Origin of the sequence: Actinoplanes sp. NPDC048791 (genome assembly GCF_040650095.1) — a bacterium.
In the GTDB taxonomy this organism is placed as follows: Bacteria; Actinomycetota; Actinomycetes; order Mycobacteriales; family Micromonosporaceae; genus Actinoplanes.
Genome location: NZ_JBEZGQ010000180.1, coordinates 1 through 11,467, shown reverse-complemented (window position 1 = coordinate 11,467; position 11,467 = coordinate 1). Strand labels below are relative to the sequence as shown.

9 protein-coding genes are annotated in these 11,467 nt (G+C 72.2%); 3 read left to right on the top strand and 6 right to left on the bottom strand.

Going from position 1 to position 11,467, the window contains the following annotated elements:
- Window positions 1-64 precede the first annotated feature (64 nt).
- Complete coding sequence (locus AB0C29_RS16005) at window positions 65-1,309, top strand: phosphatidylserine decarboxylase (RefSeq protein ID WP_360820785.1); 1,245 nt, start codon at window positions 65-67, stop codon at window positions 1,307-1,309.
- Window positions 1,310-1,366: 57 nt separating this feature from the next.
- Here AB0C29_RS16005 and AB0C29_RS16000 read toward each other — a convergent pair whose 3' ends face one another.
- From AB0C29_RS16000 to AB0C29_RS15990, 3 genes are all read right to left on the bottom strand, one after another.
- A complete protein-coding gene (locus AB0C29_RS16000; protein ID WP_360820787.1) occupies window positions 1,367-2,272 on the bottom strand; it encodes a CDP-alcohol phosphatidyltransferase family protein in 906 nt (301 codons plus the stop codon).
- A 332-nt stretch (window positions 2,273-2,604) separates the two neighbouring features.
- Window positions 2,605-3,510 carry an NUDIX domain-containing protein gene (locus tag AB0C29_RS15995; protein WP_360820783.1) on the bottom strand — a complete coding sequence of 302 codons (906 nt, stop codon included), beginning with the start codon at window positions 3,508-3,510 and terminating at the stop codon, window positions 2,605-2,607.
- Between the two features lie 5 nt (window positions 3,511-3,515).
- Entirely contained in the window at window positions 3,516-4,463 is a 948-nt protein-coding gene (locus AB0C29_RS15990; RefSeq protein ID WP_360556029.1) for an NUDIX domain-containing protein, read from the bottom strand.
- 228 nt (window positions 4,464-4,691) lie between these two features.
- Between AB0C29_RS15990 and AB0C29_RS15985 the strand changes: the two genes are divergently transcribed.
- A complete protein-coding gene (locus tag AB0C29_RS15985) occupies window positions 4,692-4,967 on the top strand; it encodes a PspC domain-containing protein (RefSeq protein WP_360820781.1) in 276 nt (91 codons plus the stop codon).
- Between the two features lies 1 nt (window position 4,968).
- Here AB0C29_RS15985 and guaA read toward each other — a convergent pair whose 3' ends face one another.
- The 3 genes from guaA to AB0C29_RS15970 all read right to left on the bottom strand — a co-directional run bounded on the left by guaA (window position 4,969) and on the right by AB0C29_RS15970 (window position 10,124).
- On the bottom strand, window positions 4,969-6,522 hold the full coding sequence (gene guaA / locus AB0C29_RS15980) for a glutamine-hydrolyzing GMP synthase (protein ID WP_360820779.1): 1,554 nt from the start codon (window positions 6,520-6,522) through the stop codon (window positions 4,969-4,971).
- 20 nt (window positions 6,523-6,542) lie between these two features.
- Window positions 6,543-8,246 (bottom strand): S8 family serine peptidase, encoded by a 1,704-nt coding sequence (locus AB0C29_RS15975; protein WP_360820777.1) that lies wholly within the window; start codon window positions 8,244-8,246, stop codon window positions 6,543-6,545.
- A gap of 111 nt (window positions 8,247-8,357) precedes the next feature.
- Window positions 8,358-10,124, bottom strand: coding sequence for a S8 family serine peptidase (locus tag AB0C29_RS15970; RefSeq protein WP_360820775.1), 1,767 nt, complete (start codon window positions 10,122-10,124; stop codon window positions 8,358-8,360).
- Between the two features lie 147 nt (window positions 10,125-10,271).
- Between AB0C29_RS15970 and AB0C29_RS15965 the strand changes: the two genes are divergently transcribed.
- Window positions 10,272-11,366 (top strand): LCP family protein, encoded by a 1,095-nt coding sequence (locus tag AB0C29_RS15965; protein ID WP_360820774.1) that lies wholly within the window; start codon window positions 10,272-10,274, stop codon window positions 11,364-11,366.
- Window positions 11,367-11,467: the final 101 nt, after the last annotated feature.

The window sequence follows — 11,467 nt, the reverse complement described above, 5'->3', positions numbered from 1 at the left end:
GCGACCGGCGCAATATGCTCTCCGAGCAGAGGAAATCCCGACAGCGCGAGGAGCCCGCACCGCCATGACGCCGTTTCCCGCCGTGTCCACCGCACCCGTGACCGGCGTCGGGCCGCGTGCCGCGCGCGCCCTCACCGCCGAGTTCGCCCGTCACAACGCCGCCACGACCGCCCTGGTCATCGGGGCCGATCACGCCTCGACCGTGGTCGCCGCCGCCGTCGAGGCGTTGCTGCCCGGCGACACCCTGACCCTGGTCGCCGGCGAGCGCAGCACCGCTGAGCTGCTGCGGGACCACATCACCGGGCTGGGCAGCTGGATCGCCGACCGGGTCCGGATCGTCGACTCCGCGGCCGAGGCCGACCCGGCCGACGTGGTCATCCTGGGCGAGCCGCTCACCGGCACCGCCGAGGAGGCCCGGGCGGTCCTGGAGAGCCTGTCCAAGTACCTCACCGAGGGCGCTGTGGTCTCCGTGGCGACCCCGGCGGTCCCCGGACGCACCGGAGGCGCCGCCGCCGAGCTTTTCCGGCAGAGCGCCCTCTTCGGGGTCGGCACCGACCTGGTGACCCGCAACCAGCCGCCGCTGCGCGTGCACAAGCTGCGCTTCAGCCAGGCCGACACCAAGGTGGCCGCGACGCTGGCCCCGGCGTACCGGCCGTCGAGCGTGCCGGTCACCCGGTCCATGCACATCGACTCCAACGGGGTCGCGGCCGCCGGCATCGCGCTGGGCCTGGCCGGGCTGGCCCGTACGCTGCGGCCGAAGTCGAAGTTGTGGCTGCTCCCGGCGCTGGCGGCGGCTCCGGTCGCGGCGTTCTTCCGGGACCCCGAGCGTGATGTGCCCACCGAGGCGAACGCCGTGGTGGCCGCCAGTGACGGCCGGGTGCTCTCCGTGGAGCGGCTCACCGACGAGCGCCTGGGCACGGGCGAGTTCCTGCGCATCGCCGTGTTCCTGTCGGTGCTGGACGTGCACGTCAACCGGGTGCCGGTGGCCGGCCGGGTGACGGACTACTTCGTGATCGACGGCGGCTACGCCAACGCCATGACCGCGGCCGCCGAGCACAACGTGGCGGCGTACACGGTGCTGGACACCGACCACGGCACGGTCGTGGTGGCCCAGCGCACCGGCCTGATCGCCCGGCGGATCGTGCAGCGCACGCCGGTCGGCACCCTGGTGGCCAAGGGTGAGCGGATGGGCCTGATCCGTTTCGGTTCCCGCACGGACGTCTACCTGCCGGCGGACCGCGCCGAGGCGGTCGTCGCCGTGGGTGACAAGGTCATCGGCGCGAGCTCGGTCATCGCCCGCTGGAAGTAGTGATCCGACGTAAAAAGGGCCGGCCCGTGCGGGCCGGCCCTTTTACGCCTCAGAAGATCAAATCCGCTTGGCGCGCATCCACATCAGCGGGCCGCTGAGCACGTACGCCCCCACGAGCAGGACGAACGTCAGTCGCGGGTCCACCAGCGCGCCCACGATCGGCAGCAGCCACAGCCACGGCGGCAGCTTCACGAGCCGGGCCAGCTTCGCGTACGGGAAGCTGGACACCATCGCGAACGCCAGCAGCGCCACGCCACCCACCACCGCGATGCCCGGCAGCGGCAGCTCGATCAGCACGGTCAGCGCCAGCACCGCCGCCACCAGGGTGGTCGGCACGCCGGAGAAGAACTTGCCGTCCTTGGGCGAGACGTTGAAGCGGGCCAGCCGGATCGCGGCGCAGCCGGCCACCAGCATGCAGGCGACGGCCGCGAAGGCGGTCGGCACGGTGTGCGACAGCGCGGCGTAGACCACGACCGGCGCGGCCAGGCCGAACGAGCACATGTCGGCCAGCGAGTCCATCTGCGCGCCGAACGGGCTGGAGACGCCCAGCCGGCGGGCCAGGGCGCCGTCGAGCCCGTCGAAGCCGACGCAGGCCACCAGGCAGACCGCCGCGATCCGGGGGTCGCCCTGCATGGCCAGGAAGATCGCCAGCAGGCCCAGGCCGAGGCTGGCCAGGGTGCACGCGTTGACGAGCGCGAAGCTGATCCGGCGGCGCAGGGTGTGCGCGCCGGGCAGCAGGGAGGCGGAGTCGGCCTCGACCACGACCGGCTGGGCCATGACCGCGGGGCCGTGGCTGCCGGAGGTGGCGACCGTGCGACCGCGGCCGTACGGGGACGGGACGAGCTCAGTGCCGGTGTAGATCACCTCGGCCCGGGTGGCGGTGGCGGCTCGACCGGCGTCGCCGGACCTGCGCCCCACGCGCACCAACAGGGCCTGCCGGGCGAGGGTTCCGCCACGGCGCAGCCGGCCTGCCCAACGACGTCCGGCGGGACGGGGACTATCCGTCGTACGACGCCGGCGCCAAGGGGTTCTCGGCACGTGCTCCTCCATCTTGGGGTCGGGTGCCCGCCGGCATGAGCCGTCACGGGGTGCTGCCCTTCGCCCGTACGTCTACGGACAGTCATTTGGGCGGGTTACACAATCGCATAGCCGAGCGGTCTTGGCGATAGACCTCGCAGACCTCATCGACCGCCTTGTGCAACGACGTCCTCTGGAGTTTTCATCCTCCGACGGGCGAGGGAGGCACGTTCACTGCCTGGCCCTGTGACGAGTCTAACCGAGGCTCACCAGAGCGATCACCGATGAGCCGTTTCGGCGGCGAGCCGGGCGACCATCTCCCGGGTGACCTCCGTCAACGGGAGATCACGGAGCGTGCCCGGATCGAACCAGCCGGCCTCGGCGGTGGAGCCGCCCGCGGCCTCGACGACCTCCGGTTCGGTCGGCTCGTCCACCTGCACCCGGAACAGGACCCGGACGACGTGCCAGTCGACCGGCACCCCTTCCGGACCCAGCGCGGCCGGGTCGTACCGGTGCGAGGCGCCCAGCAGGCCGGTCACCCGTCCGTGTTGCCCGGTCTCCTCCAGGATCTCCCGGGCCAGCGCGGCCTCCGGCAGCTCGCCGTGGTCGGTGCCGCCGCCGGGCAGGTGCCAGAGCCCCGCGCCCGGGTAGCCCTCGGCGATCCGGGTCAGCAGGATCCGTCCCGCCGGGTCCGTGACCAGCCCGTACGCGCCGAAACGCTGACCCTTGCCGGGCGTCCGGGCGACCGCTTCGTCCGAATCATCCGGTACGTCGGAAGGGGTCCCCGCCCGCCCGAGCACCACCGCGGTGAACGGCATCAGCGGCAGGCCGGCCGGATCGACCCAGTCGACCACTTCGGTGGTGCCCTCGGCCTCGTTGCGCAGGCTGCCGCCGACCGGTTCCACGTCGTAGATGATCCGGTCGGTGTGTTCCCACGTATCTGTCGTCGGCAGCCGGAACACGTCGGCGGTCACGGAACGGAGGCCCGTCACGCGTACGGTCAGGCCCGTCTCCTCGGCGAACTCCCGGACGACCGTGTCGTCGGGGTGTTCACCCTGCTCGACGCCGCCCCCGGGCAGGGTCCACAGCCCGGGGAACGCCGACAGGTGGGAGTTGCGGGCGAGCAGGACCCGGCCGGCGGCGTCGCGGCACAGGCCGTACGCGCCGATTCGTCTGACCTTCACACCCCTCAGGCTAGCCGCGCCGCCCGCAGTGCCTCGGCCGTCACCTCGGTCAGCTGGTCCGCCGGCAGCTGGGCGACCTCCTTGAGGGCCATCCAGCAGGCCTCGGACGTGGATCCGCCGACATCCTTGACGACGACCTCGGTGGGCGCGTCGACGAAGACCCGGTAGAAGGCGCGGACGCCGTGCCAGTCGATCGGGTAGCCCTCGGGGCCCAGCGAGGCCGCGTCGCGGTGGCTCGCCACCCCGAGCAGCTCGATCAGGCGGCCCTCCTGGCCGGTCTCCTCGACCAGCTCGCGGATCAGCGCGGTGCCCGGCTGCTCGCCGTAGTCGGTGCCGCCGCCGGGCAGGTGCCAGCAGCCCGCGCCCGGGTAGCCGGGGGCGATCCGGGTGAGCAACAGCCGGTCGTGCGGATCGGTGGCGATCGCGTACGCCGCGAAGCGCTGCGCGCGGTGCAGCCCGTCCGGGCCGGCGACGGCGTAGAAGGACGGGAAGTCCGGCACCTCCTCGGGCCGCAGGTCGGCCGACGCGGCGGACAGGCCCAGGGCGGCGGCCGTGAAGGGCCGCAGGCGCAGCTTCTCGGCCTCGGCCAGGGTGTGCCAGCGGGCGAGGTCGGTGGGCTGGCCGACGCGGTCGTAGAGGTTGCCGCCGCGGACGGTCACCTCGTAGATCAGGCGGTCGGTGTGGATGGTGACGCCGCGGTGCGGCAGCGACCGCATGTCGGCGAGCACGTCGCGCAGGCCGCTCACGGCGACGGACAGGCCCGTCTCCGCGGCGGTTTCCCGCACGACAGTGTGGTTGGGGTCCTCGCCGTGGTCGACGGCACCGCCGGGCAGGGACCAGACGCCGGGGGTGCCCGAGCGGGTCGAGGCGCGGACGAGTAGGACGCGGCCTTGGGGATCGGTCGCGACGGCGTATGCCGCGATCCTGCGGAGCGGCTCCAGTGCGGGGGTCACGGGCGGCATCTTGCCCGGTTTATGTTACCTCCGAGCAACAACTGTCGGATTCCTGACAGGACGATAGCCCACAGTAATCGCTGATCAGGGCGGTTCTCCGCACGGAGCGCAGGCGGGCAGTAACAGTCAGCAATGCCCCCGAATCACCCATCCCGGGGACCCGAATCAGGGTCGGTATCGGGGCAGTCACCGAGGCGGCGAGGCACCCCGCAGGCCCACTCTTGGAGCATGACTACACCGACTGTCGCCCCTTACAAGCAGCTCCGCCGCCCGCTCGACGACCGCATCGTGGCGGGCGTCTGCAGCGGCCTCGGCCGTTACCTGGCCGTCGACCCGGTGCTGATCCGGGTCGGCTTCGTCGTGCTCGCCGCCCTCACCTGGGGCACGGCGCTGCTGGCGTACCCGATCGCCTGGTTCCTGATGCCCGAGGAGCCCGCACCGGCCGAGCCGGTGTGGCGCGACCCGGCCGACCCCACCTGGGGTCAGCCGCCGACCGCGCCGTGACTCACTCCCACTCGATGGTGCCCGGGGGCTTGCTGGTGACGTCCAGGACGACCCGGTTGACCTCCGGCACCTCGTTGGTGACGCGGGTGGAGATCTTGGCGATCACGTCGTAGGGCAGGCGGGACCAGTCCGCCGTCATGGCGTCCTCGCTGGAGACCGGGCGCAGCACCACCGGGTGCCCGTAGGTGCGCCCGTCGCCCTGCACGCCCACGCTGCGCACGTCGGCTAGCAGCACCACCGGGAACTGCCACACGTCGCGGTCCAGGCCGGCCGCGGTCAGCTCCTCGCGGGCGATCAGGTCGGCCGCGCGCAGCACGTCGAGCCGGTGCCGGTCGACCGCGCCGATGATCCGGATGGCCAGGCCGGGACCCGGGAACGGGTGCCGCTGCACCATCTCCTCGGGCAGGCCCAGCTCGGTGCCGAGCGCGCGCACCTCGTCCTTGAACAGCGTGCGCAACGGCTCGATCAGGGCGAACTGGAGATCATCGGGCAGGCCACCGACGTTGTGGTGGGACTTGATGTTGGCGGTGCCGGTGCCGCCGCCGGACTCCACCACGTCCGGGTAGAGCGTGCCCTGGACCAGGAACTCGATGTGCCGTTCGGCGTCGAGCTCGCGGGCGGCCGCCTCGAACGTCCGGATGAACTCCCGGCCGATGATCTTGCGCTTCTGCTCCGGATCGGTGACGCCCGCCAGGTGCCCGAGGAACTGGTCGGCGGCCTCCACCACCTTGAGCCGGATGCCCGTCGCGGCCACGTAGTCCTTCTCGACCTGCTCGGCCTCGCCGGCCCGCAGCAGGCCGTGGTCGACGAAGATGCAGGTGAGCTGGTCCCCGATCGCCTTGTGCACCAGCGCCGCGGCCACCGCCGAGTCGACGCCGCCGGACAGCCCGCAGATGACCTGCTTGTCGCCGACCTGCGCGCGGATCGCGGCGACCTGGTCCTCGATGATGTTGGACGACGTCCAGGTCGGCTCGAGGCCGGCGATGTCGTACAGGAAACGCTGGAGCATCTCCTGGCCCTGCTCGGTGTGCGCCACCTCGGGGTGGAACTGCACACCGGCCCGCTTGGAGACCAGGTTCTCGAAGGCCGCCACCGGGGCGCCGGCCGAGGAGGCGGTGACCGCGAAGCCCGCCGGGGCCTCGGTCACCGAGTCGCCGTGCGACATCCAGACCGGCAGGCCGGCGGGGAGCTCGCGGAGCAGGGTGCCGGCCGCGGAGTCCGGGGTGAGCAGGGTACGGCCGTACTCGCGCGAGCCGGTGTGCGCGACCGTGCCGCCCAGCGCCTGGGCCATGGCCTGGAAGCCGTAGCAGATGCCGAAGACCGGGACGTCGTTGTCGAACAGGGTGGCGTCCAGCACCGGGGCGCCCGGCTCGTACACCGAGGACGGTCCGCCGGACAGGATGATCGCCGCCGGGTTCTTGGCCAGCATCTCGGCGACCGGCATCGAGTGCGGCACGATCTCCGAGTAGACCCGCGCCTCACGGACCCGCCGGGCGATCAGCTGGGCGTACTGGGCACCGAAGTCGACAACGAGAACCGGGCGGGGTGTGCTCATGGAGCGCGAGTTTACCGGCGTCAGCGGTACCACTTCCGGGCCGGGGCGTACCGCGCGTTGCCGGCCTTGTCGTAGGCGCGTACCCGCACGGTCAGGACCGCGCCGTGCTTCCAGGTCTGCACCGCGAACGTGTGGGTGCTGCCCGCGTACCGCTGGGTGACCTTGCCGTTGACCAGCAGTTCCAGCCGGCTCACGCCGTTGCTGTCGGAGGCCGTGGCGGTCACGTACTTGGTCTTGCGCACGTGCCGGGTGCCGCCGGCCGGGCCGCCGGTGATCTGCACCGACGGACCCCAGTTGTCGACCGTGACCCGGCGGGTGGCACTGGTCACGTTGCCGCCGCGGTCGTACGCCCGCAGCCCGAGCGTGACGGCCTTGCGCCGCACCCCGGTCTTCCACGAGAAGCTGTACGGCGCCACCCGGTCGGTGCCCACCACGACACCGTCGGCGAGCAGCTGCACCTTGGCGATGCCGATGTCGTCGGTCGCCCTCGCCGCCACGGTGACCGTCCCGTGCACCAGCGCGTTGCCGCCGGGCGTCAGGAAGGACGTGGCCGGCTGCACCGAGTCGTCGGTGACCGGCAGCGAGGCCAGGGCGGCGGCCGCGTCGACCCGGCCGGAGGACGTCGGGATCCAGGTGCCGGCGATGCCGTGGGCCGAGGTGGTCAGCGCCGTCCGGATGACCGCCGCGGTCGGGGTGGGCGAGGTCGAGGCGAGCAGGGCGGCGACACCGGAGATGAACGGGGTGGCCGACGACGTACCGCAGAAGTTGCCGACGACGCCGTTGCGCGCCTGCGCCGGGTTGCAGCCCGGTGCCGCGATGTCGACCCAGCTCCGGCCGTAGTTGGACCACGAGTAGCGGCTGTCGGTGGAGGTGGAGGCGCCCACGGCCAGCGCGGCCGGGATGGCGGCCGGGTAGTGCGGGGCCGAACTGCCGTCGTTGCCCGCGGCGGCGATCACCAGCGCGCCCTTGCCGGTCGCGTAGGCCACCGCGTCCCGCAGCAGCCGGCTGTCGGCGGCACCGCCGAGTGAGAGGTTGATGATGTCGGCGCCCTGGTCGGCCGACCAGCGCACCCCCTGCGCGATGTCGCTGTACGAGCCGGAGCCCTTGGCGTTGAGCACCTTCACCGGCAGGATCTGGCAGGTCCAGCAGATCCCGGCGATCCCGGTGCGGTTGTCACCGCGGGCCGCGATCACGCCCGCGGTCATGGTGCCGTGCCCCTGGTCGTCGGTGGCGTTGCTGTCGTTGTTGACGAAGTCACGACCGGGCAGCACCCGGCCGGCGAGGTCCGGCAGCACCTTCACGCCGGTGTCCACGACCGCGACGACGATCGCGGCGGAACCCCGGGTGGTCTCCCAAGCGATGTCGACGTGCGTCTTCTTGACGCCCCACTGGTTGCCGAACGCGGGATCGTCCGGGCGCACCGCGGCGATCCGGGCGACCTGGTCGCGTTCCACGTAGGCGACGGCCGGGTCGGCGCGCAACGCGTCGGCGGCCTCGCCCACCTGGTCGGCCGGGACGTCGACGGTGACCGCGCCGGCCAGCGGCTCACTGGCCACCACGTCGACGCTGCGCTCCAGGGTGCCGACCACGTCGGCGTCGGTGCGCAGACCGACGATCAGCGAGACCGGCGCCTCGTCGTCCACCGGCGCCGCCACGGCCGGGCTGCCGCCCGTCAGGGCGATGCCACCTACCAGGAGACCGACAGTCAAGGCGCGCAGATTCATGCCCCCACGGTCGGCGCCGAGGCGGCGAACCGTCGGACCGGTCCGGGTGCTTTCCGGGAGCAGAGAAGCCCTCGCCGAGAGCGCCCGGCGAGGGCTTCCGATCAGGGACGGTCAGCGCGTGTACGTGCGGGCCGTGTCGAGCCTGACGTTGCCGGCGTTGTCGGTCGCCCGGATCTGGACCTTCATCGGGTTCGGCTGCTTCGACGCGGTGAACGAGAACGCGTACGGCGAGGAGGTGTCCTGCGACTTCACCTTGCCGTTGATCAGCAGCTCGACCCGGCGTACCCCGTTGGCGTCGGAGGCGGTGGCCTTGATCCGTACCGTGCCCTTGACCTTCGCCTTGTTCTTCGGCGCGCTGGTGATCTTGACCGCCGGCAGCCCGTTGTCCACCACGATCGAGCGGTCGTACCGGGTCTCGTTGCCGGCCTTGTCGTAGACCCGCAGCTGCAGCTTCACGGTGCCGTTGCGCCCGGCGCTGTTGTACTTCAGCGTGTACGGCGCGGTGAAGCTCTGGGCCTTGTAGACGCCGTCCGCGTACAGGTTGACCTTGCTGATCCGCGACCCACCGTCCGCGACGCCGTGCGGGGTGACCGTGATCGTGGCCCGGTTGAGCGAGCCGGCCCGCGGGGCCATGCCCGTGATCGCCGGCGGCGTGACGTCGGTGGCGATGGTCAGGGCCTTGGCCGCGTCGAGCATGCCGAACTTGTTCCAGCTGCCGATCGGCCGGGCCGAGGAGAGCAGCGAGAGCTGCAACGACCAGCCCGTGTACGCCGGGTGCACCGTCTTGATCAGGCCGGCCGCACCGGCGACCATCGGCGCCGCGAAGGAGGTGCCCTCCTGGTCGGTGTGGTAGACGCCGTAGCGGTCCATGCCGGTGATGACGCCCGGGGCGGCCATGTCGACCCAGGAGTCGCCCGACTTGTTGTAGCTGGAGAAACTGGCGCGGGCGTCGGAACCCTTGGCGGTGGCGCCGACGGCCACCACGTCGGTCAGGGCGGCCGGGTACATCTTGGTGTTGCGGCTGGAGGTGTTGCCGGCGTTGCCCGCCGCGGCGACGACCAGCACGCCCTTGCGGTTCGCGTACGCGACCGCGTCGGAGAGGGCCTTGCTGTAGTCGGAGCCGCCGAGCGACATGTTGATGATCTTCGCGCCCTGGTCGGCGGCGTACACGATGCCCTTGGCGATCACGCTGTCGTAGCCGTTGCCGTTGCGGTCCAGCACCTTGACCGGCAGGATCACGCAGCTCCAGCAGCCACCGGCCATGCCGACGCCGTTGTCGCCCCGGGCCGCGATGATCGAGGCGACCGTGGTGCCGTGGCCGGCGTCGTCGGTGGTGTTGCTGTTGTTGCTGACGTAGTTCCAGCCGCCGGTGACCGCGCCGGTCAGGTCGCCGACCTTCGCCACGCCGGTGTCCAGCACGGCGATCTTGACGGCGTCCCCGGTGGTGGTCTCCCACGCCGCGGGCAGCCGCACCTGGTCGATCTCGCCCTGGTGGCCCTCGGTGTACATCGGGTCGTCCGGGGTCACGTCGGACACCTTGCGCACGTGGTCGACCTCGACGTACGCCACGGCCGGGTCGCTGCGCAGGGCCGCGATGACCTTCGCGCTGCGCGCCGCGGACACCTCGAGGGTGTGCGCGCGCAGACTGGCCATCGCCTGCTGGGCCGGGCCGGCGGTGTCCAGGGCTCGCACGCCCATGCTGGAAACGGTGCGCAGCGGGGCCGCGGTGTCCGCGCCCAGCTTGGTGCCGACGATCAACCGCACCGGCAGCTCGGCGGGGGTCTCGGCGGCGAGGGCCCAGGTGGTGACCCCGGCCATCGTCGCGACCACCACGGCCGACAGCGCCCCGACGGTTATCCGCCGTGTGACGTGCTTCATCTAGGACGTGCCTCCCCGTGTCCGACCGCCGCCTCGGCAATCGCGGCGGTCAGCGTACGGCCGATCTTGCCGATGTCCATGCCCCGTTCCACCACGCGAGATCACCGAGGCATTGAGCACGTGGTGAGCGTCCCCTACTGTTCCAGCATGCGGACTAACAGGCTTCTCTGGGCCGCGGCCGGCGTGGTCGTGGTGCTGCTGCTGGCCGGCGTGGGCATCGTCGTGGCCCTGCGCGGCGGCACGGACGAGCCCGATCCGGTGGCTGCGCCCAGCTCGGCGCCGGCACTGGTGCCGCCGACGTCCGCAAGCCCCGCACCACCGCCCGGCGCCGACCTGCAAGGCCCCCTCGACCTGCTGATCCTCGGCGTCGACACCCGCACGACGATCCCGGACTGGCAGCCGCACGCCGACGCCATCATGCTGCTGCACGTCGACGCCGACCTGCGCAAGGGCTACCTCTACTCACTGCCCCGGGACCTGCGGGTCGACGTGCCGGCGTTCGCCAAGAACGGCTACGGCGGCGGACGGCACAAACTCACCGAGGCGATGAGCGACGGCGCCAAGGTCAAGGGCACCGACAAGGCGAACGTGGCGCAGGGCTACGAACTGCTCGCCCGGACCATCTCCAAGTACACCGGCATCAAGGAGTTCGACGCCGGCGCGGTGCTGACCTTCGCCGGCCTCAGCAAGCTCACCGACGCGCTCGGCGGCGTCACCCTCAAGATCGACCAGAAGGTCGTCTCCCAGCACCGCCGCCCCGACGGCAGCCTGCGCACGCTGCGCTCCGGCGGTGGCGGCTACGTCGGCCCGCAGGCCACCTACCTGCCCGGCACCCGCAAGCTGGTCGGCTGGCAGGCCATCGACTACGCCCGCCAGCGCTACACCGCCGGCGGCGACTACACCCGGCAGCGCCACCAGCGGCAGCTCGTCAAGGCGCTGCTCACCAAGGCCGAGGACGCCGGTCTGGCGACCGACCAGGCCAAACTGCAGGCGGTGCTGGACGCGCTGGGCGACACGCTGGTCTTCTCCGGGCAGCGGACCCCGATCGAGTACGCGTACGCGCTGCGCGACCTCACCCCCAGCAGCCTGACCCTGGTCGGCCTGCCCGGTGACGGCGTCTACAGCGGGGGCGGCTACATCGGCGAACAGCTCACCGCGACCGGACGCGGCTTCCTGCGCGCGGTGGCGGCCGGGGACCCGGCGCCGTACCTGGCCAAGCATCCCGAGCTGGTCAACAAGTAGCAAGGGGGTGTGGGGGGGGGGGTTGGCGCCCCCGGGCGGGGAGGGCCCCCCGGCACCCCCCCAAGGGGGGGGGGGGGTTTGGTTGGGGGGGGGCACCCCGG

What these genes read in the sequence shown, in the direction of transcription:
- AB0C29_RS15965 (WP_360820774.1), top strand. Translation starts at nt 10,272, where the DNA reads ATGCGGACTAACAGGCTTCTCTGGGCCGCGGCCGGCGTGGTCGTGGTG.
- guaA (WP_360820779.1), bottom strand. Translation starts at nt 6,522, where the DNA reads ATGAGCACACCCCGCCCGGTTCTCGTTGTCGACTTCGGTGCCCAGTAC.
- AB0C29_RS15975 (WP_360820777.1), bottom strand. Translation starts at nt 8,246, where the DNA reads ATGAATCTGCGCGCCTTGACTGTCGGTCTCCTGGTAGGTGGCATCGCC.
- AB0C29_RS15985 (WP_360820781.1), top strand. Translation starts at nt 4,692, where the DNA reads ATGACTACACCGACTGTCGCCCCTTACAAGCAGCTCCGCCGCCCGCTC.
- AB0C29_RS16005 (WP_360820785.1), top strand. Translation starts at nt 65, where the DNA reads ATGACGCCGTTTCCCGCCGTGTCCACCGCACCCGTGACCGGCGTCGGG.
- AB0C29_RS15970 (WP_360820775.1), bottom strand. Translation starts at nt 10,124, where the DNA reads ATGAAGCACGTCACACGGCGGATAACCGTCGGGGCGCTGTCGGCCGTG.